This is a genomic window from Streptomyces sp. NPDC048479 (assembly GCF_040651435.1).
GTDB lineage: Bacteria > Actinomycetota > Actinomycetes > Streptomycetales > Streptomycetaceae > Streptomyces.
The window spans coordinates 165,202-185,324 of sequence record NZ_JBEZKA010000008.1; the positions used below are offsets into that span (position 1 = coordinate 165,202).

Below are 20,123 nucleotides of genomic sequence, written 5' to 3' on the forward strand. Positions count from 1 at the left end.
TCTACTGTTCAGGATTTGGCCATGTGGGCCGCACGATTACTCCCCTTGTCGTAACCGCTGTTCAGCGCTTCCTCCAAGTCGCCGCCAAATTCGCTGTCACGCTCGATCCCATGGAGCTTCATGAACTCTCTCATCGGAGCTTCCGATGTGGCCTCACCGGCGTCATAAATGGCGAGCCGCTGCTTCAGGACGTCGTCACCACTGTCTTGTTGTTTGGATTCGCTCCAGTCGCCGATCACGTTTCCGAGATGCTGTTCAAGAGCTCCCGTTCCCGCATCCGTGATGACCGGGATCAAGGTAGCGGCAACGCCTGCGGCTGCGACAGGGGGAAGGAAGGCGGCGCCTGCGGCGATCCCCACTCCCGTGCCGAACTCGATCCAGCCCGCCCGCTTTTCCAGGGCCTTGTTGTAAGCCTCGTCCTTCGCCAGACCGTCGGCCTTGACCTGGTCGGCACGTGACTCGTCGAGCATGCCCTGCACCTCACCGCCGGTGCGTACGGCCTCTCGGGCATGGGCCTGGTTGATCGTTCCGTTGTCGCCGACCTGGGCGTCGAGCACACTGGTCGTGTAGATCTTCTCGGCGTTCGAGAGCTCCGCATAGGCATCCGGATGCCTGCCCAGCGCGTTGAGGAAGTTTCGCGCACCGTCCCGGCCGAATTCGGCGTGATCTGCTGGGTCGCGCTGAGGAGCGAACATGCTCGTCGAATCGTTGTCGTTCAAAGCCCAGTTGATGTCGTCGACATAGCCCGCTCCCATCCGGCCAAGACTGTCGGAGAGCACCTCCTGGCGGTCGAGCAAGTCGGCGTCACCATACTTCTCGACTACGGACTTCATGATGGCCTCGGAGTCTTCGTCTCTGACCAGCTTGGGCGTCGGGTCGTCGTAGGCATGTCCGAGGGTGGCCGCCTCCAGGGCGTGCCCAAGCGCGTCGGGCACGTAGTTCGTGGCCTTTTGTATTGCGTCCGGGTTGAAGTGACCGTTGATGTCGCCCGGGAATCCCTTGTAGTCCTCGTTGGTGAAGTAGTCCAGGTAGTTGGTGATGGCCTCATTCTTGACCTTGCCGAGGTCGGCAGCTCCGCCCTTGACGCTCCCGTCCTCGTTGTAGGCCGTGGGCTCCGCCGTGAAGAACTGCTTCGCGGCTTCCGGACTGTGCCCAAGAGCCTCCAGCACCCCGGGAACCGGGTCGAAGCCGGCACCCTCCTTGCCCGACGGGTTATACAGATTCGTGCCGAACTCGCTCTTCGAGTGGGCGAAGAGGATCGGGTCCTTCTGCTGAAGTTGAATCACGTGTTCAGCAATGGGGTTCAGGAACTTCGGGTCATAGTTCCCATAACGCATGATCCCGCCGAGCAGCTGGTAGCCGAAGGGAGGCGAGTCCCTGCCGTACTTCTCGAGCGGAATCTGCTGGGTTCCAAGCTTACGGAACTGCGCACCCCAGTCCTTGAGGTACCCGGGGTTGTGATCCGGGTCGGTGGCTGTCGCCAGGGTGAGGCCCATGTTGCGCTGGAGTTCCTTGGTCAACTCCAGACGCGCCTTGTTGTCCCCGTGGGCGCTGTCGATGGACATCTGGCCGAAGAATTCCAACGCTTGCTTGGGCCCGCCCAGGCCCGTATAGAACGCGTCTGCGAACTCGGGGTCCTTCGTGTTGTACTTCATGATGCTGTTGAACTCGGCGAACTGCTTGTCGTTCATCTTCCGGCCGAGCCTGGCCAGTTCGAGCGCCCGGTCCTTCTCGGCGTCGTCCAACGATGCGTAGTTGTTGCTACTGAAGTCGTTGGGGTCATTCTTGTTGGTTCTGCCGAGTGCCCTGGCCATGTTGGCGTCGATCTCCGCGGCATGAGCTATCAACCCCGTGATCCGGTCGGCCAGTTCCTGTGCTGCATCGAGTTGATTTTGTGTGCGTTCGTCACTGTCCCCCCGTATGTGAGGGAAGTACCACCGGACTGCCCCGCCACCGATGTCCTCGATCCTGACACCCAGGTTGGGCGCATCCACATCGACTGCGGTCTTCATGCTCTTCTGGATCGCGACGAGTTCCGTATGGGCGTCGTCAAGAAGTGTCCAGATGCTCTTGGCCTCCGCGTGCGCGTCGTCGAACTGCTTTGCCGTCTTCTTGATGAACTCTCGTGTGACGGTCGCGTTTTCCCCCGCCCAGCGAGCGGATTCCGACTTCGCGACCATGCCAGAGTCTGCGCTCTTCGCAAGCTTCTGCAGATTGTCGACAGTCTTCTTCCAGTCCGATACGGCTGTGCCGAGCTTGCCGAGGTCGACCTGGGCCACGTCCATGAAAGTGAGGCTGGCCACCGCCGTCTCCCTTACTTGAAGTACTTGTCAATCTCTGACACGGCCACAGCGGAGCCATCGCGATGACGGAACGAGTTTCCGATTTGGGCATCGTTGTTGGCGTGCGTCTTCTTGGAGTAGTTGAGGTGATTGGAGATGTGCGCGCAGGCCTGCAGGAGCGTCTTCATCTGGGTGTCCCACACGGTCACCGTTGTCTCCAGCGCGGAACCAAAAGCGAAGTTGTGGATCTTGAGATTGCCGGCGGCCTGCATGGTCGACCCGGCACCGTGCTTGTCCATACCCGCGCCGGCGATGTCCGCCTGCTTGCCGAGGTGATCATGCAGAATGAAGGCTTCATGACCGACGGCGCCCAAGTCGTCCTGGTAGGCGACGAAATCACCCTTCCCACCACCCCCGGCATCCGCAGGCAATTGATTGAGCCGCATTCCCGTGGAGCCCTTCTCAGCCGCCTGTGCTTTCAGCTGCTCCCATTCGTCCCACGCCATGGGTGGATCCCTTCCCCGTTATCCGCCTCGTCCCCGTACGCCCGTCTGCTGGACGGCAACTTCCACGTCAACCTAGCAACTGGGTTTTTTGTCCATCGGTGTTCTGCCGCATCTCACATGATTCCTTCACCATTGCCCGGCCCCGGCAAGTCGTGGCCCCAATAATCGGTCAGCCGTCCAGCCCCTCCGCCAGCACCTCCGCCAGATGCCGCGCCCGCCGTCCCTCCAGCTGGTCCAGTTGCGTACGGCAGGAGAAACCGTCCGCCAGGATCTCCGCGCCCTCGCCCGCCGCCCTCACTGCGGGCAGCAGCTGGTCCTCCGCGCACGCAACCGACACCTCGTAGTGGCCCCGCTCGAAGCCGAAGTTGCCCGCGAGTCCGCAGCAGCCGCCGCTCAACTCGCCCTCCAGACCCGCGCGTTCGCGAAGTCGGCGGTCCGCCGCGTCGCCCAGGACCGCGTGCTGATGGCAGTGCGTCTGGCCCGCCACCGGGCGGTCGATCCGGGGAGGGGTCCAGTCCGGGGCGCACTCCTCCAGGGCCTGGGCAAAGGTGCGAACGGACGAGGCCAGTCGGGCCGCCCGTGGGTCGTCGGACAGGAGCTCCGGCAGATCCGTCTTGAGGGCCGCCGCGCAGCTCGGTTCCAGTACGACGACCGGGACGCCCAGCTCCAGCAGCGGTTCCACGGTGTCCAGCGTGTGGCGCATGACCGTACGGGCCCGATCGAGCTGGCCCGTGGAGACGTACGTCAGTCCGCAGCAGACCCGGCCCGGCGGCAGGGCGATGCCGATGCCCGCAGACTCCATGACCTGCACCGCCGCCCGGCCCACGGACGGCGACAGATGGTCGGTGAAGGTGTCCGGCCACAGCACGGCCGTACGGCCGGTCGCGAAGACCGCCGTCCGGTCGCCCATGTGCTCCGGCAGCCAGCGCCGGAACGTCACCGGCGCGAGCCTCGGCAGCTCGCGCTCCGGCGCGATCCCGCCCAGCCGTTTCGCGAGCGCGGCCAGCGGCCGGACCCCGGCCGCCGCGTTGGCCACCCGCGCGAACGGCGCCGCCGCCCGCAGCCACACCGGCAGCCACCCCATCGCGTAGTGCGAGGCCGGCCGCCGCCGGCCCGCGTAGTGGTGGTGCAGGAACTCCGCCTTGTACGTGGCCATGTCGACGCCCACCGGGCAGTCGCTCCGGCAGCCCTTGCAGGAGAGGCACAGATCCAGCGCGTCCCGTACCTCCTCCGAGCGCCAGCCGTCACGGACGACCTCGCCCGCGAGCATCTCGTGCAGCAGCCGGGCGCGGCCGCGCGTCGAGTGGGCCTCCTCGCCCGTGGCGCGGAACGACGGGCACATCACGTCCGTACCTGAACTCGGCCCGGCGACACGGCACTTGGCGACGCCCACGCATCGCCGTACCGCCACCGAGAAGTCCCCGCCGTCGTGCGGATAGCCGAAGGAGACCTCCACCGGCTTCTTCGGCAGCACCTCGAAGCGGAGGTTGGCGTCGAGGCGGTCCGGGCGGGCCAGCATCCCCGGGTTCATACCGCCCGCCGGGTCCCACAGGTCCTTGAACCGGCCGAAGAGCCCGACCAGTTCGTCGCCGTACATCTTCGGCAGCAGCTCCGCGCGGGCCTGACCGTCGCCGTGCTCCCCCGACAGCGAGCCGCCGTGCGCGACCACGAGCTCCGCCACCTCCTCGGAGAACCGCCGGAAGGCCCGTACTCCCTCCGCACTCATCAGGTCGAAGTCGATACGGACATGAATACAGCCGTCCCCGAAGTGCCCGTACGGCGTACCGCGCAGACCGTGCTCGGAGAGCAGCGCGCGGAAGTCCCGCAGATACGCGCCCAGCCGGGCCGGCGGCACCGCGCAGTCCTCCCACCCCGGCCACGCCTCACCGCCGTCGGCGGTCCTGGTCGCCGTCCCCGCCGCGTCCTCCCGCACCCGCCACAGCGCCCGCATACCGGCCGGGTCGTCCACCACCGTGCCGTCCAGCGCCTCCGCCGCCCGCACGATGCCGTCCGCCCGCGCCCGCGCCTCGGCCGCGTTGTCGCCGCCCGTCTCCACGAAGAGCCAGGCCCCGCCGCGCGGCAGCCCCCGCACGTCCCGCACCAGGTCCTCGGCCATGCCCTCGACGGTCAGTGGGTGGTACGCCAGCAGGCCCGGGGCCGCATCCGCCGCCGCGCTCTCGTCGGCGTAGCCGAGCACGGCCAGCGCCCGTGCGCGCGGCGCCTCGACCAGCCGTACGGTCGCCTCGGTCAGCACGCCCAGCGTGCCCTCGCTGCCGCAGAGGGCCCGCGCCAGATCGACGCCCTTCTCGGGCAGCAGAGCGTCCAGCGCGTAGCCGGAGATACGCCTCGGCAGCCCGTCCGGGAACCCGGTCCGCAGCAGCGCCAGATTCCGGTCGACCAGTTCCCGCAGCCCCGTCGGCGCGCCGCCCTCCCAGCCCTGCCCGAGCCGCAGTTCCGCGCCGCCGTAGGTGAGCAGGGACAGATTCCGCACGTTGTCGGCGGTCGTACCCCACGCCACCGAGTGCGAGCCGCACGAATTGTTGCCGATCATCCCGCCGAGCGTGCAGCGGCTGTGCGTGGACGGGTCGGGTCCGAACGTCAGCCCGTGCGGCCGTACGGCGTCCCGCAGGGTGTCCAGGACGACGCCCGGCTGCACCACCGCCGTACGCGCCGCCGCATCCACCGCCACCACCGCCGTCATATGGCGGGTGAAGTCCAGGACGACACCGATGCCGGTGGCCTGACCTGCGATGGAGGTCCCGGCGCCGCGCGGCACCACCGGCACCCCGTGCCGTCGGCACACCTCCAGGGCGGCGGCCACGTCCTCGGCGTCGCGCGGCGCGACGACGCCGACCGGCACACGCCGGTAGTTGGACGCGTCCATGGTCATCAGCGCCCGCGCGGCCGCGCTGAAGTCCACCTCGCCGCGCACCGCCCGGGTGAGCGCGCGCGCCAGTTCGCCCGCCTCCCGGCGGTCCCGCCCGCCCCGGCCGCCCCGGCCGCCCCGCCCGCCCCACCGTCCCTGTCGCTGTTCAGCCATGTGTCTCAGGATGCCCCTGTCTCTCTCGTCACACCGGAAGGAAACGTGCCAGCTGCGCACGCTGCGCCGCACCGCCCGCAACGAAACCCCACAAGAACTTCCCAATGCGATCGGCAACTCTCCTATAGTGACGACAACTTGATCAGGAACAAGCGGCTCCAGTTACTGCCACCGCCACCCCCGGAAGGCAACACTCGATGACCGGCACCGACGAAAACCGATGACCCGCGTCACGCGAGCGGTCCCCCCGGCGCAGCCCCACCCCACGCTCGCCGGGACGACCGTCAACACTCTGAAGATCGTCGTCGTAGGCGGCTTCGGAGTCGGCAAGACGACCATGGTCCGCTCCGTCAGCGAGATCCGTCCGCTGCACACGGAGGAGGTGATGAGCCGCGCCGGCCGCAGCCTCGACGACACGACCCGCGTACGGAAAAAATCCGACACCACCGTCGCCTTCGACTTCGGCCGGATCACGATCGACGAAAACAGCGTCCTGTACCTCTTCGGCGCCCCCGGCCAGGAACGCTTCTGGTTCCTCTGGGACCGCGTCTTCGCCGGCACGCTCGGCGCGGTCGTCCTCGTCGACACCCGCTGCCTCGACGACGCCGGGTACGCGATCGACCGTCTTGAACACAACGGCACGCCCTTCATCGTCGCCGTGAACGACTTCGGCGGCCCGTTCCACAGCGACGAGCAGATCCGCGAGGCGCTCGCTCTCGGGCCCGAAGTACCGCTGATGGAGTTCGACGCCCGGGACCACTCCTCCAGCAAGTTCGTACTGCTCGCGCTGATCGAGCACATGCACGCGCTGTCCTTGCCCCACAAGGACTGACGCGCAGCTCAGCGGGCCCCCGGCGGCCGAGACGGCCGTCTCATCCGCCGGACCGCGTATCCGTCCTGCCCCCGGACCGGTATACGCTCCCGAACGTGGCTGAGATCCAGATTCCCGCTGACATCAAGCCCGCCGACGGCCGTTTCGGCGCGGGCCCCTCCAAGGTGCGTACGGAGGCGCTGGACGCCCTGGCCGCCACCGGCACCTCTCTCCTCGGTACGTCCCACCGCCAGGCCCCGGTGAAGAACCTGGTGGGCGCGGTGCGCGACGGCGTACGCGACCTCTTCCAGCTCCCCGAGGGCTACGAGGTGATCCTGGGCAACGGCGGCTCCACCGCCTTCTGGGACATCGCGACGTACGGCCTGATCGAGAACAAGTCGCAGCACCTCGCCTTCGGCGAGTTCTCCTCCAAGTTCGCCAAGGCCGCGAAGCTCGCGCCGTGGCTGGCCGAGCCGACCGTCATCTCCTCCGACCCGGGCACGCACCCGGACCCGGAGGCCGAGGCCGGTGTCGACGTCTACGCCTTCACACACAACGAGACCTCGACCGGCGTCGCGGCCCCGATCAAGCGTGTCGCGGGCGCGGACGAGGGTTCGCTGGTGCTGGTCGACGCCACCTCCGGCGCGGGCGGCCTGCCGGTCGACATCGCCGAGACGGATGTCTACTACTTCGCCCCGCAGAAGTCCTTCGCCTCCGACGGCGGCCTGTGGATCGGCGTCTTCTCCCCGGCCGCACTCGAGCGCGCCGCCCGTATCCACGACTCGGGCCGCCATGTCCCGGAGTTCTTCAGCCTCCCGACGGCGATCGACAACTCGCTGAAGAACCAGACGTACAACACTCCGGCGCTGGCCACGCTCTTCCTCCTGAACGAGCAGCTGACCTGGCTGAACAGCCAGGGCGGCCTGGACTGGTCGGTCCGGCGCACGGCGACGTCCTCGCGGACGCTGTACGGCTGGGCCGAGGCGTCCAAGTACGCGACGCCGTTCGTCATCGACCCGGCGAAGCGCTCGCAGGTCATCGGCACGATCGACTTCGCGGACGAGATCGACGCGGCGGCGGTCGCGAAGGCGCTGCGCGCCAACGGCATCGTCGACACCGAGCCGTACCGCAAGCTGGGCCGCAACCAGCTGCGCGTGGCGATGTTCCCGGCGATCGACCCGGCGGACGTCGAGGCGCTGACGGCGTGCATCGACTACGTGATCGAGAAGCTGTAACCGAAAGCTGTACGACGAGGGGCCCGGACGCGTGTCGCGTCCGGGCCCCTGGTCTGTGCGCACTCGGCCCCGGATGGGCCACCGCGGGCGTGCTGCCCTCCCTCGCTGTCCAGGAGGACTCGTCTGCCGTCTGCTGCGGCGCCGGGCGCGACGGGCATCGTGTCACCTGTACGGCGTGCACTCACACGTGCGAGTGACGGGCCGCGCACCGGACACACGGTGGTCCACCGGCCCACGGTGATGGTCTCGACACCAGCCACCAGGAGGCCCGCATGTCTGCGGCAGCAGGTGAGCCCCCTCAGACCCTGCTCGAGACGGCCGACAGGCTCTCGGCTCAGCCGCTGATGACGGCCGCGCGAGGTACGCCCGCTCGGCGAGTGACCATTCGTGGCACCGGTCGGGCGTCAGCGTCATCGGGAGGCACGACGGTCAGCCGCGCCGCAGCAGACGCTTCGCACCGAGGACAAGTGCGGTGGCGCCGGCGAGGACGATCAGCCCGTACGTGAAGGTCCTCTTGTTGCCGCCATCGCTTCCGGCGGCCGAACCCCCGCCCTTGGACGGCGACTTGCTGTCCGCGTCCGAAGCGGAGTCCTTGCCGGTCGGGACCCGCTCCACCCCGCTCTGCTTCCCCTCCGAGCCGAACATCAGCGCTTTCCCGTCCAGCGTGTACGTGACCGACTCGGCCTGCCCCTGAAGCGGCGCGCTCACCCGGTGGTCCGCGCCGAGCTTGCCGTCCTTCCACACGTATCCGCGCGCGCTGAAGTACGAGCGCAGCACCAGCTCCTTGCCGTCGGGCGAGAAGGCCCCGTCCGTCACCCACGGCACCTCCCCGATCCGCCGGAAGACATTGGTCCCGGAGGCGGTGAGTGTGGCGGGGCCCTCGTACAGTCCGCCGCCGCCGTCGTTCTTCGATGCGATGTAGACCCGGCCGGTCTTGGGATGGACCATCAGCGCCTCGGCGTTGCGCGCGCCGTCCGCGTACTTGACGGTGTACTGCGTCGCCCGGACGGTCATGTCCTTGAGGGCCTTCGGCTCGGGGAACTTGTAGATCCAGACGTGGTCCCAGCTGCCGTTGAGGTTGTCGCCGATGTCGCCCACATACACGTTCCCGTCGGGCCCGACCGAGATGGCCTCCATGTCGCGGGGCTTCCCGACTCCCTGCATAGTGACCGTCGCGACAGTCTCGCCGGTCTTGGAGTCGACGGCGAAGACGCGCGGCTCATCCTGGTCGTTGTGCGTCCAGTAGATCCCGGGGTGCGCGCGACTGGCCGCGAGCCCGCTGGACTCCGTGATCCTCGGGTCCTTGATCGTGAAGCCGGAGTCGTCGGAGTCGTCGGAGGCGGCGGGGCCCGCGGCGAGCAGCACGACGGCGGCGGCAACTCCGATGGCGGCGGAACCGGTGACGTACGGAAGCGAACGCATGCCCCCCAGCCTGCCATCTCGCGCCGATGTGATCAGCTCGCGCCGCCGACGGCGTCGCCCTTACCGCCGCCCGTGGCCGCCGTTGTCGCCCTTGCCGCCGTGGCCGCCGTGGCCGCCGTGGCCGCCGTGGCCGCCGTGGCCAGCCTCACATCGCAGATGCGCGGCTTGATCCGACATGATGACCCCCATGCGTTTCATGTTCGTCGGCGACTCCATGACCATCGGACGCGCCGGCGACTACAGCTGGCGCTACCGCATGTGGCAGCACCTCAGCACATCCTTCGACGGCCCGCACGAGATCGTCGGCCCGCGGACCGAGCTGTACGACACGGTGGCGAACACGCCGGTGTCGTACGCGTACGCCGACCCCGCCTTCCCCGCCGAGGCCCGCCGCCACCTGTCCGGCTGGGGCGAAGGCTGGCTGCACATGGCTCCGCTGATCCGGGAGACGGTCGCGGCGGAGAAGGCCGACATCCTGCTGGTCTCGCTCGGCCTGATAGACCTCGGCTTCTACACGGACAGCACCCAAACCGCCCTGAACGCCCGCCAGTTCATTACCGAGGCCCGCGCGGCCAACCCGCATGTGCGGATGGTCCTGCTGCCGGTCATCCCGAACATACGGGCCCGGTCGGACGCCCCGTTCGCGGCGGAGTGCGCCCGCTTCAACGAACTCCTGGCGAAGGCGGTCGCAGACCTGGACACCGCGGCCTCGCCGATTCTGCTGGCGTCGCCCCCGGAGTCGTACGCCCTCGACACGGACACGTACGACGGGACACACCCGGGCCCGACGGGCGAACACAAACTGGCGGGGGCGTTCGCGGGGGCGATGCACGAGGCGTGGGGGCTGGGCGGGCGGTACGGGGCCGTGGCGACCGGCGTCAGCGCGTCAGGGCAGGCGCTCACTCCCGAAGGGTCCGCGAAGCTGATCGAACAGGTGGCACAGGCGCTTTGACCACGAACCTCGACTGGTTCAAGAGCAGCTACAGCAGCGACCAGGGCGAATGCGTCGAAGTCGCCGTCGACTGGTTCAAGAGCAGCTACAGCAGCGACCAGGGCGAGTGCGTCGAGGTGGCCACCTGCCCCGCCACCATCCACGTCCGTGACTCCAAGGACACCACCCGCCCCGCCCTCGCCCTCTCCCCCACCGCCTGGACCGCCCTCATCGAGACCGTCAGGCGTACGCCGCCCACCTGGTGATCGCAAACTTGGACCCGTCGCGACGGACCTCCACCGCGCCCGCTCCACCGAAGTGCGCCGGGACCACCAACTCCCCCTCGTCCGCCGCGCGTTCGAGGACGCTCCTCCTGCTCGCCGCCGCGCGCTCCGCGTCTTCGTCGAAGCAGCTGTTGCAGGACGGTTCGAGAATCTGCACCGGGCTGTACAGCAGATCGCCGACGAACACCGCCCGGTCGCTCCCGGACGCCAGCCTCAGCACTGCCGAGCCCGGCGTATGGCCGTGCGCGGACTCGAGCGTGAGGTTGGCGTCGATGCGGTGGGTACCTTCCCACAGCGCCGCCTGGCCGGAGCGGTGCACGGGCGGTGGTGGAGGCGCGGCCATCCGTAGTCCGTGTCCGTCGACCCAGCGCTCGACATGGTGCGGGCCTGGACGACGGACGGTGGAGCCGCCGGCGCCGCCGGCTGGCCCGCCGCGCTGAAGGACCCGGTGGTGGCCGCCGCCCTGCGGGTCCTGCACGAGGACCCCGCCGGGGCGTGGAGCAACGAACGGCTCGCCGCCCAGGTCGGCGTCTCCCGGGCCACGCTCGCGCGCAGATTCACCACCCTGGTCGGCCGCCCGCCGATGGCCTACCTGGGATGGTGGCGGCTGACCCGCGCGGCCGCCCTGCTGCGCGACACCCAGGAGCCGCTGGACACCATCGCCCGCCGGGTCGGCTACGGCTCGCCGTACGCGCTTTCCCACGCCTTCAGCCGACTCTTCGGTACGACCCCGGGCCGGTACCGGACGCAGGCAGCGCAGTAGGGGCGGCGCCACTCGGGTACGTGACGCCGCCCCGAGCCGACACCCGGCGGTCAGAACACGAACGGACCGGGAACCTGCGCCGAAGTGGCATTGCAGGTCGCGGTGATGCCGAAGACGACGACCTGCAGAGACTTGGCCTCCAGGCTGTCTCCCGAGGCGACCGTTCCGGTGAGCGGCCCGGTGGACACATCGCCCCCGGCGGGGATCGCCGGGTTGGAATTACCGGTGAACGTCGATTCTCCGGAGCCGTTCTTGGTCAGCGTGAGCGTCGACTTGACCGAGTTCGCTCCGATGTCGATGGGTGATTTGATGGCCGAGGTGGACAGGCTGATGGTCGCGGCCGTCCCGTCCTGAGTGGCGGTGAGCGTCGCCGTGCCCGAGCCGAACGATCCGCAGTCGAACGAGATGGTGGCGGTGTCCGGCGTCACCGCGTTCGCGGCTGGTGCCATCACGAGCGCGCCTGCGGCCAGTACGCCGGTGCTCACTAATACGCCGAATCCGAGTCTGCCGTGCTTCATGGGGTCCCGCCTTCATGTGGGGGTGTACGGGATGCCGTCGCCGGCTGCCGCTGCGCGCGGCCTGGGGCGGTGGGGTCCCCGGGCCTGATGGGCAGTCAGCGACTGCGGTCATTGCGGCATGCACACCTCAAGAACACAAGGCCGGTCCCATGAACTGTGACCGGCACCGGCTAAATCCAGCCGCGGCATCGCCACCCCCCGTACGTGCTGCCGGACACCAACTGCCTTGACAAAAAAGGTCTGTTGTAAATCAGCCAACGGAACTACGCTGGCGCGATCACAACGCCTGCAGGAAGGCTCCACACCATGCGCAAGCTCACCCGCATCGCCGCAGTCGCCGGCGCCGCCACCGCGATCGCCCTCGGCAACGTCTCCAGCGCCCAGGCCGCGAGCACCTGGTACGCCTACGCGCACACCTCCGGCACCGCGTACGGCACCTTCACTGACGACGGTGACGAGTTCAGAGCCTGCGACACCAAGGCGGACGGTCTCGGCGTCTGGCTGAAGGTCACCGCCACCTGGTACGCAGGTCCCAACGATGTGCCGTACACCGGAAGCTTCGAGCGCTACTTCACGCCGAACGCCGGCAACTGCTCGACCTACCACCACGGCAACCTCGTCGAAGACCGCACGGTCAAGCTGACCGTCTGCCTCGGCAACACCGTCAACGGCAACACCAGCCGCTTCGACTGCGGCTCGACCATCACCGCCACGTCCTGACCCTCCCCGGCCACGCACCGAATCCAGCCGTGCGGTCGCGCGAGGCGTGGCCGCGCGGCCCTGCGGCCACGCCTCCCGCACGCGGACCGCGATGCTGCCGCAACCGTCATGGGGCTCCCTCGTCCGACTCGACGGGCCGTCCCCTCACCATGCGCCGCGGGCCGTCGCGCCCGCAGGGCCGGGGCCGCCGAACGGGTGACCCGCGGCGGCCCCGTCACTACGCCCTGGTCAGCCTGTTCGCGAACATCGACATCGTGTACGTGCCGATGCCCATGACCACCTCCAGCGCGTTCTGCTCCGTATAGCCCTGCGCCAGGAACGCCCCCAGCTCCTCGTCGCCCACGCCCCCTGTCGTACGCAGCACCTCCAGCGCGAACTTCCGCACCGCATCCAGCCGTTCGTCGTCGAGCGGCTTCTGCTCGCACAGTGCGGCGATCAACTCCTCCGCCGCACCCAGCGACCGCAGCTTGCCGGTGTGCATGGCGACGCACACATGACACTCGTTGCGCGTCGCGACCGTCATGACGACCACCTCGCGCGCGACCGGCTCCAAGGTCGTCTGCTCGAACATGGCGCTGAGCTTCAGGAAGCCGTCCAGCAGGTGCGGTGACGCGGCGAGCTTGGCGACCGCGGACGGCAGATGGCCAAGGTGCTTGATGGTCGACTCCATGGAACGACGCGACGCGGCCGGAGCCGATTCCAGGGTGTGTTCCGTGAACATGTGGTGACTCCTATAATCGACAACGTGGTTGACGATAAAAAGGTAAACCAGGTTGTCGAAGCGCGCAACGGCCTTGCCGACACGCCGGGTTACGAGCTGCCCCTGCTCCTCTTCGCCGGGTTCAGGTCCCTGATCGACCGGCTCCACGCCGAGCTGGCCGAGCAGGGCCACCCGGACGCCCGGCCCGTGTACGGCTTCGCCATGCAGGCGATCGGCACGGGCGGCGCGACCGCGAGCGAGATCGGACGACGGCTCGGCGTCTCCAAGCAGGCGGCCGGCAAGACGGTCGACCGGCTCGTGGCACTCGGCTACGCCGTACGCGCCGACGACCCCGCCGACGCCCGCCGCAAGCTCGTCCGCCTCACCCCGCACGGCATCGACGCGCTGACCCGTTCGGCCGCGATCTTCGACGAACTGCGCGCGGACTGGGCCCGCACGCTGGGCGCGCGGCGCGTGGTCGAGATGGAGGAGGCGCTGCGTACGGTCGTCCCGGCGGAGGCGTTCCGGCTCGACGCCGCGGGCTGGTTCGGCGGCGCGTGACGCCTTCTCGACACCGGCGTGTCCCGGTCACCGTGCGTATCGTTGTACTGCGCGGCTGCATGCGACCCCGCTGCAGCGGGGAGGAGCGCCACGATGACCGTCGTAGAGAGCGGCAGGATCGACATGGCCGACGACAGCGCCGAGCGCTTGGACGAGTGGTTCGAGAGGCTTGAGCAGATGCCCGTCCCCGAAGGAATCAAGGTTGAGATCGTCGGGGGAATCGTCTTCATGTCGCCGCAGCGGAAAGTCCATTGGCAGATCATCCGCAGGATCGTCAGAGCACTGGAAGACAAGTTCGGCATGGATGTCGAGGTGCTGTCGGACGTGCGCATCGATTTCCCCGGCCCGGAGAACGGCTTCTGCCCAGACGTGGCAAAGCTCCGCGAGGGAGCGGTGCCGGACAGCCGGGACCGCTGGCGCTTCGAGGACGTGGAGTTCATCGCCGAGGTGATTTCCAAGGGCACCGCCCTCAACGACTACGGCCCGAAGAAGATCGCCTACGCCGTCGCCGAAGTCCCCGTCTTCTTGATCGTTGACCCGTACACCGGAAGGTGTCTCCTCCACACCCAGCCCAAGGACGGGGACTACATGACCGAGACCAAGGTCGCTTTCGGGCAGCCGGTCGACCTCACCAACACCCCCCTCGGTCTCACCCTCCCCACCGAGAAATTCCCCCGCGACTGACCACCGGGCGTCCTTGCCTGGAGCGTGCTCCAAGGCGTTGGCTTGGTACCCATGAAGTACACACAGCTCGGACGTACCGGACTCAAGGTCAGCCGACTCGTCCTCGGGACGATGAACTTCGGGCCTCAGACCGACGAGGCCGACAGCCACACGATCATGGACGCCGCGCTCGGCGCAGGCATCAATCTCTTCGACACCGCCAATGTCTACGGCTGGGGCGAGAACAAGGGCCGCACCGAGGAGATCATCGGCAGCTGGTTCGCCAAGGGCGGCGACCGTCGCGACAAGGTCGTCCTCGCCACCAAGGTCTACGCGAACATGGGCCCCGAGGGCGACGCCTGGCCCAACTACGACCGGCTCTCCGCACTCAACATCCGCCGCGCGGTCGAGGCGAGCCTCAAGCGGCTGCGGACCGACCACATCGACATCTACCAGTTCCATCACATCGACCGCCGCACGCCGGTCGAGGAGACCTGGCAGGCGATCGACACCCTGATCCAGCAAGGCAAGATCATTTACGCGGGCTCGTCCAACTTCGCCGGCTGGCGGATCGCCCAGACCAATGAGACGGCCCGCCGCCTCGGCTCGTACGGGCTGGTCAGCGAGCAGTGCCTGTACAACCTTGCCGAGCGCCGCGCCGAGATGGAGGTCATCCCGGCCGCGCAGGAGTACGGCCTCGGGGTCATCCCCTGGTCGCCGCTGCACGGCGGGCTGCTCGGCGGTGTGATCCGGAAGGAGCGCGAGGGCGGGACGGGGCGCAGCGCGTCCGGACGCTCGGCGGACGCGCTCGCCAGCACCGAGGTGCGTGCGCAGATCCAGGCGTACGAGGACCTGCTCGGCAAGCACGGCCTTGAGCCCGGCGAGGTGGCGCTGGCCTGGCTGCTCAGCCGACCGGGAGTGACCGGGCCCATTGTCGGCCCGCGTACGGCGGACCAGCTGGCCTCCGCGCTGCGCGCCGTCGAGCTGGAGCTGAGCGAGGAACTGCTGTCCGCGCTGGACGAGATCTTCCCGGGGCCTGGGCCCTCGCCGGAGGCCTTCGCCTGGTGACGGGCGCAGGCATGGTCGGTCAGGGCTTGGGGCGTGTTTCCAGAAGTCCCGCCGCCCGCAGCACGCCCCAAGGGCTACTGACCGACCACTGCCGCCACGGCGACGATCGCGAACATCAGCACAAGCACACCGGCCATGATCTGGTTTCTGGTCTTGGGATTCACGGAACGAGGTTAACTCGCCCGTTCGGGTGGACTTGACCCCGTCCCGCCACCCAGCGGCCAGCTGCCCACCGTCTCGTACCGCGGCTGCTCGCCCGGTACACCGCTGACCGGCAGATTGCTGCGTACGAGCGCGAGCTCGGCCACCTCCCAGGGCGTGCCCTCGAAGGTGTCCAGCCCCTCGACGTACGGGCGCAGATCGGCCTCGTCGCGGCTGCGGGCGATCGTGAGGTGGGCCTGATAGCGGCGGTGCTCCTCCATGCCGATCCCGGCCCGCCGCGCCGCAGCGTCGGCGCGTTCCGCGAGCAGGCGCATCTCCTCCAGGCCGCCGGCGGCCCCGACCCACAGGGCCCGCTGCCCGAACCGCCCGCCGCCGTGGAGGCGCAGGGCCAACGGGTGGGTCCTGCGGGCGGCCCGCCCGAGCCGCTCGTGCAGCTCGGGCAGCAGCGCGTCCTCCACCTCGCCCATGAAGGCGAGCGTGAAGTGCCAGCTTTCCCGGCCGGTCCAGCGCAGTCGGTCCGCGGCGGGGAGGGACCTCAACCGGTCGACGGCGAGAGCGAGTTCGCCGACTGCCGGGGCGGGCGGCAGTACGGCGGCGAAGAGTCTCATGACCCGAGTCTGTCAGCCTCGACGGTCCGGGTCGGGCAGCCCGACAGGTCCCGGCCAGGCAGCCCGACGGTCCCGGCCAGGCAGCCCGACGGGTTACGGTCAGGCGGCTGTCGCCAGCTGCTCCCTCGGTACGAACTCCAGATGCCGGCGCCCCGGCCGCAGATCTATTTTGAGGCGCAGCCCGCCCACACGGGCGAGCATCACGCCGACTCCGATCGCAGCGACCAGCGCCACCGTGCCGCCCGCCGCGAAGCCGATCCGCGGTCCGTACGTGTCGGTGACCCAGCCGACCAGGGGCGCGCCCAGTGGCGTACCGCCCACGAAGACCATCATGAACAGGCTCATCACGCGGCCTCGCATGGCCGGTTCCGTCGCCATCTGGATGCTGGAGTTGGCCGTGACGTTGACCGTGAGGCCGAACATCCCGATCGGCACCATCAGCACCGCGAAGATCCAGAACTGCGGTGCGAACGCGGTCACGATCTCCAGGACACCGAAGAGCACGGCCGCGCCGACCAGCACCCGCAGCCGCGAGGTGCGGCGCCGGGCCGCGAGCAGCGCGCCCGCCAGGGAGCCGGCCGCCATCAGGGTGTTGAGCAGTCCGTACGTACTCGCGCCGGAGTGGTAGACGTTGTTGACGAAGGCCGAGAGCCAGATCGGGAAGTTGAAGCCGAAGGTGCCGATGAAGCCGACGAGGACGATCGGCCAGATGAGTTCGGGCCGGCCCGCGACGTACTTCAGTCCTTCCCGCAGCTGGCCCTTGCCGCGCGGCGCGCGCTCGACCTTGTGCAGCTCGCTGTTGCGCATCAGCAGCAGGCCCGCGATGGGCGCGATGAAGGACAGACCGTTGAGCAGGAAGGCGTAGCCGCTGCCGACAGCCGTGATCAGCACACCGGCGACTGCGGGGCCGACGAGGCGTGCGGACTGGAAGTTCGCGGAGTTCAGGCTGACCGCGTTGCCCAGCTGGTCCGGGCCGACCATCTCGGCGACGAAGGACTGGCGCGCCGGGTTGTCGACGACGGTGACCAGGCCGATGACGAAGGCCGTGAGATACACGTGCCACACCTGGACATGGCCGCTGAGCGTGAGCACGGCGAGCGCCAGGCCGGTGAGGCCCATCGCGAACTGGGTGGCCAGCAACAGCCGGCGCTTGGGCAACCGGTCGGCGAGCACTCCGCCGTAGAGGCCGAAGAGCAGCATGGGCAGGAACTGCAGCGCGATGGTGATACCGACGGCGGACGCGGATCCGGTCAGGGTCAGCACCAGCCAGTCCTGGGCGATGCGCTGCATCCAGGTGCCGGTGTTGGAGACTACTTGCCCGGTGGCGAAGAGCCGGTAGTTACGGATCTTCAGCGAGCTGAACATGGTTGTAGGGGCTGGTGCGGGTGCGGAGTCTGCTCCGGGTCCCGTACTCAAAAGGGTTCGCCTCCTCTGTGGTGCGGTGATTAAAGGTGTGCGAGCTTCTCCAGTACGGGGGCGGCTGCGCGCAGCTTGGCCCACTCGTCATCGTCCAGCCCTTCGGCGAGCGAGGCCAGCCAGGCATTCCGCTTGCGGCGGCTCTCCTCGAGCATGGCTTCCGCCTGCTCGGTCTGGCTGACCACCTTCTGCCGGCGGTCGTCGGGGTGCGGCTCGAGCCGGACCAGTCCCTTGGCCTCGAGCAACGCCACGATCCGGGTCATGGACGGCGGCTGGACATGCTCCTTGCGGGCCAGCTCACCGGGGGTGGCATGGCCGCACAGGGCAAGGGTGCCGAGCACCGACATCTCGGTGGGGCTCAGCGATTCATCGACGCGCTGATGCTTCAGGCGTCGGCCCAGCCGCATCACGGCTGAGCGCAGGGAGTTCACGGCGGCGACGTCGGCGTCACTGCCATGGGACAGGTCAGGCATGTTTGTTAGCATAACTCATTACCCAACCTAAAGACCAGTCGGTTCTCCACTCGCCGGCCAGAACGTCGGCCAGAACGTCGGCCAGGAGATCATTTCGTCACTCATATGAGTGAGCCACATCCGGAAAGTGACACAGCGGCCGCGGGCATCCGGCAACCCTGGCTGATATGGGATCGACAGTCCTCAGCCTGCGGATAGACGGTGAGCTACTCGACCGGCTCAGGCACCATGCCGCCAGACGCGGAATGAGCGTCCAGGACTATGTGGTCCGGACGCTCATCCGCGATGACTTCGACGAACGCTTCCAGGCGGCCGTCGAGGAGACAGAGAAGTTCTACGGCCTTACGTGAGACCCAGCGCGGGCATCGCGTAGTAGAAGACGAACACCGCGGACACCACGTACATGGCCACGGGCACCTCACGGCCCCGTCCGGCCGCCAGCCGCAGCAGGCTGAAGGTGATGAAGCCGATGCCGATGCCGTTGGTGATCGAGTACGTGAACGGCATCATCATCATCGCCAGGAAGGCCGGCACGGCGACGGTGAAGTCGTCCCAGTCGATGTCCCGGACCGAACCGGCCAGGATCAGGAAACCGACCGCCAGCAGCGCGGGCGTCGCCGCCTGGGACGGGACCATCGTGGCGAGCGGTGTGAGGAACAGCGCCACCGTGAACAGCGCACCGGTGACGACGGACGCCAGGCCGGTACGGGCCCCCTCGCCGACGCCCGCGGTGGACTCCACGAAGCAGGTGGAGGCCGAGGACGAGGTGGCGCCGCCCGCGGCGACGGCGATGCCGTCGACGAAGAGCACCTTGTTGATGCCGGGCAGCCTGCCGTCCTTGTCCAGCAGCTTGGCCTCGTCGCCGACGCCGAGGATCGTGCCCATCGCGTCGAAGAAGCAGGACAGCAGCACGGTGAAGACGAAGAGAATGCCGGTGAGGTAGCCGACCTTCCCGAAGCCGCCGAACGGGCTGACCTTGCCGACCAGACCGAAGTCGGGCGACGCCACCGGGTTGCCGGGCCACTGGGGCGCGGTCAGGCCCCAGGACGGGACCGTCGCCACGGCATCGATGACCATCGCGACGATCGTCATCGCGACGATGGAGATGAGGATCGCGCCCGGCACCTTGCGGATGATCAGCGCGAGCGTGAGCAGCGCGCCGAGGATGAAGACGAGGACCGGCCAGCCGACGAGGTGGCCGCCGACGCCGAGCTGCAGCGGCACGGGGGTGTTGGCGGCGTCCGGGATACGGGAGACGAAGCCGGAGTCGACCAGGCCGATCAGCATGATGAAGAGGCCGATGCCGATCGCGATGCCCTTGCGCAGGCTGCGCGGCACGGCGTTCATGACACGCTCGCGCAGTCCGGTGGCGACCAGCAGCATCACAACGAAGCCGGCGAGGACGACCATGCCCATCGCGTCCGGCCAGGACATCCGGGGCGCGAGCTGGAGGGCGACGACGGTGTTCACACCGAGGCCGGCCGCGAGCGCGATCGGGACATTGCCGATCACACCCATGAGCAGGGTGGAGAAGGCTGCGGTCAGCACGGTGGCGGTGACCAGCTGGCCGCTGTCGAGCTGATGGCCGTACATGTCCTTCGCGCTGCCGAGGATGATCGGGTTCAGCACGATGATGTACGCCATCGCGAAGAAGGTGGCGAATCCGCCGCGCACCTCGCGGGCGACCGAGGAGCCACGCTCCGAGATCTTGAAGAAACGGTCCAGGCTGCCGGACGGCCGACGGGGAGCCGGGGGCCGGTCTGCGGAGTCGACCTTGGCGGTGGCCGAGGGGGGCATGCGGAACCTCAGTCATACGGGGAGGGGGCGGGGACGGAAAAAACAGCGACAGTAAAAAACTGGCCAGACTTGTGTCTTCCAACAAGCAAAACCAGTCATCTCTAAGCAGTTTCAGTATGAATACATAAGGCAAAGATTTCTATCTCCGCGCGTAGACCCTTGG

Annotated in this window: 20 protein-coding genes and 1 pseudogene; 10 read left to right on the top strand and 11 right to left on the bottom strand. The window is 68.4% G+C overall.

From position 1 onward, the window contains the following. Positions 1-8: 8 nt before the first annotated feature. The 3 genes from AB0D12_RS15230 to AB0D12_RS15240 form a co-directional block, all read right to left on the bottom strand. The gene (locus AB0D12_RS15230) at positions 9-2,303 is read right to left on the bottom strand and encodes a DUF6571 family protein (RefSeq protein ID WP_362681711.1); all 2,295 of its coding nucleotides are present in this window, start codon (positions 2,301-2,303) and stop codon (positions 9-11) included. 11 nt (positions 2,304-2,314) lie between these two features. Next, positions 2,315-2,788, bottom strand: coding sequence for a hypothetical protein (locus tag AB0D12_RS15235; RefSeq protein WP_362681714.1), 474 nt, complete (start codon positions 2,786-2,788; stop codon positions 2,315-2,317). A gap of 169 nt (positions 2,789-2,957) precedes the next feature. Further along, positions 2,958-5,828, bottom strand: a complete 2,871-nt coding sequence (locus tag AB0D12_RS15240) for an FAD-binding and (Fe-S)-binding domain-containing protein (RefSeq protein WP_362681717.1) — start codon at positions 5,826-5,828, stop codon at positions 2,958-2,960. Positions 5,829-6,048: 220 nt separating this feature from the next. Here AB0D12_RS15240 and AB0D12_RS15245 point away from each other — a divergent pair, with 220 nt between their 5' ends. Further along, entirely contained in the window at positions 6,049-6,660 is a 612-nt protein-coding gene (locus AB0D12_RS15245) for an ATP/GTP-binding protein (protein ID WP_362681720.1), read from the top strand. Positions 6,661-6,755: 95 nt separating this feature from the next. Continuing rightward, on the top strand, positions 6,756-7,874 hold the full coding sequence (gene serC / locus AB0D12_RS15250; protein WP_362681723.1) for a phosphoserine transaminase: 1,119 nt from the start codon (positions 6,756-6,758) through the stop codon (positions 7,872-7,874). Between the two features lie 429 nt (positions 7,875-8,303). Here the strand turns inward: serC and AB0D12_RS15255 are convergent, their stop codons facing one another. Then, positions 8,304-9,296: a WD40 repeat domain-containing protein gene (locus AB0D12_RS15255; RefSeq protein WP_362681726.1), complete on the bottom strand. Its 993-nt coding sequence runs from the start codon at positions 9,294-9,296 to the stop codon at positions 8,304-8,306. 187 nt (positions 9,297-9,483) lie between these two features. Between AB0D12_RS15255 and AB0D12_RS15260 the strand changes: the two genes are divergently transcribed. Both AB0D12_RS15260 and AB0D12_RS15265 read left to right on the top strand, forming a co-directional pair. After that, positions 9,484-10,248 carry a GDSL-type esterase/lipase family protein gene (locus AB0D12_RS15260; RefSeq protein WP_362681728.1) on the top strand — a complete coding sequence of 255 codons (765 nt, stop codon included), beginning with the start codon at positions 9,484-9,486 and terminating at the stop codon, positions 10,246-10,248. Then, positions 10,245-10,493 (top strand): DUF397 domain-containing protein, encoded by a 249-nt coding sequence (locus AB0D12_RS15265; RefSeq protein WP_362681731.1) that lies wholly within the window; start codon positions 10,245-10,247, stop codon positions 10,491-10,493. Before AB0D12_RS15260 ends, AB0D12_RS15265 begins: the two co-directional genes overlap by 4 nt. Here the strand turns inward: AB0D12_RS15265 and AB0D12_RS15270 are convergent. Then, on the bottom strand, positions 10,468-10,989 hold the full coding sequence (locus AB0D12_RS15270; protein ID WP_362681734.1) for an MBL fold metallo-hydrolase: 522 nt from the start codon (positions 10,987-10,989) through the stop codon (positions 10,468-10,470). The two genes, AB0D12_RS15265 and AB0D12_RS15270, sit on opposite strands and share 26 nt — an antisense overlap. On the opposite strand from AB0D12_RS15270, the pseudogene AB0D12_RS15275 reads away from it, so the two are divergent. Next, positions 10,891-11,274: pseudogene (locus AB0D12_RS15275) on the top strand (AraC family transcriptional regulator); the annotation flags it as partial. The gene AB0D12_RS15270 and the pseudogene AB0D12_RS15275 sit on opposite strands and share 99 nt — an antisense overlap. A 50-nt stretch (positions 11,275-11,324) precedes the next feature. On the opposite strand, the gene AB0D12_RS15280 reads toward AB0D12_RS15275, so the two are convergent. Then, entirely contained in the window at positions 11,325-11,792 is a 468-nt protein-coding gene (locus tag AB0D12_RS15280; protein ID WP_362681737.1) for a hypothetical protein, read from the bottom strand. A gap of 306 nt (positions 11,793-12,098) precedes the next feature. Between AB0D12_RS15280 and AB0D12_RS15285 the strand changes: the two genes are divergently transcribed. Beyond that, a complete protein-coding gene (locus AB0D12_RS15285; RefSeq protein WP_362681740.1) occupies positions 12,099-12,512 on the top strand; it encodes a hypothetical protein in 414 nt (137 codons plus the stop codon). A 217-nt stretch (positions 12,513-12,729) separates the two neighbouring features. On the opposite strand, the gene AB0D12_RS15290 is transcribed toward AB0D12_RS15285, so the two are convergent. Further along, a complete protein-coding gene (locus AB0D12_RS15290) occupies positions 12,730-13,233 on the bottom strand; it encodes a carboxymuconolactone decarboxylase family protein (RefSeq protein ID WP_362681743.1) in 504 nt (167 codons plus the stop codon). A gap of 24 nt (positions 13,234-13,257) precedes the next feature. Between AB0D12_RS15290 and AB0D12_RS15295 the strand changes: the two genes are divergently transcribed. The 3 genes from AB0D12_RS15295 to AB0D12_RS15305 all read left to right on the top strand — a co-directional run bounded on the left by AB0D12_RS15295 (position 13,258) and on the right by AB0D12_RS15305 (position 15,504). Further along, positions 13,258-13,773 carry a MarR family winged helix-turn-helix transcriptional regulator gene (locus tag AB0D12_RS15295; protein WP_362681746.1) on the top strand — a complete coding sequence of 172 codons (516 nt, stop codon included), beginning with the start codon at positions 13,258-13,260 and terminating at the stop codon, positions 13,771-13,773. A gap of 93 nt (positions 13,774-13,866) precedes the next feature. Beyond that, on the top strand, positions 13,867-14,457 hold the full coding sequence (locus AB0D12_RS15300; protein ID WP_362681749.1) for a Uma2 family endonuclease: 591 nt from the start codon (positions 13,867-13,869) through the stop codon (positions 14,455-14,457). Positions 14,458-14,508: 51 nt separating this feature from the next. Then, complete coding sequence (locus tag AB0D12_RS15305; RefSeq protein WP_362681752.1) at positions 14,509-15,504, top strand: aldo/keto reductase; 996 nt, start codon at positions 14,509-14,511, stop codon at positions 15,502-15,504. 173 nt (positions 15,505-15,677) lie between these two features. On the opposite strand, the gene thpR is transcribed toward AB0D12_RS15305, so the two are convergent. The 3 genes from thpR to AB0D12_RS15320 form a co-directional block, all read right to left on the bottom strand. Beyond that, positions 15,678-16,274: an RNA 2',3'-cyclic phosphodiesterase gene (gene thpR, locus AB0D12_RS15310; RefSeq protein WP_362681755.1), complete on the bottom strand. Its 597-nt coding sequence runs from the start codon at positions 16,272-16,274 to the stop codon at positions 15,678-15,680. 99 nt (positions 16,275-16,373) lie between these two features. Continuing rightward, positions 16,374-17,690: an MFS transporter gene (locus AB0D12_RS15315; RefSeq protein WP_362681758.1), complete on the bottom strand. Its 1,317-nt coding sequence runs from the start codon at positions 17,688-17,690 to the stop codon at positions 16,374-16,376. Between the two features lie 29 nt (positions 17,691-17,719). After that, complete coding sequence (locus tag AB0D12_RS15320) at positions 17,720-18,163, bottom strand: MarR family transcriptional regulator (protein ID WP_362681761.1); 444 nt, start codon at positions 18,161-18,163, stop codon at positions 17,720-17,722. Positions 18,164-18,330: 167 nt separating this feature from the next. On the opposite strand from AB0D12_RS15320, the gene AB0D12_RS15325 reads away from it, so the two are divergent. Continuing rightward, entirely contained in the window at positions 18,331-18,513 is a 183-nt protein-coding gene (locus AB0D12_RS15325) for a ribbon-helix-helix protein, CopG family (RefSeq protein WP_327324388.1), read from the top strand. Here the strand turns inward: AB0D12_RS15325 and AB0D12_RS15330 are convergent. Continuing rightward, positions 18,506-19,960 carry an NCS2 family permease gene (locus tag AB0D12_RS15330; RefSeq protein WP_362681764.1) on the bottom strand — a complete coding sequence of 485 codons (1,455 nt, stop codon included), beginning with the start codon at positions 19,958-19,960 and terminating at the stop codon, positions 18,506-18,508. The genes AB0D12_RS15325 and AB0D12_RS15330 overlap by 8 nt on opposite strands. Positions 19,961-20,123: the final 163 nt, after the last annotated feature.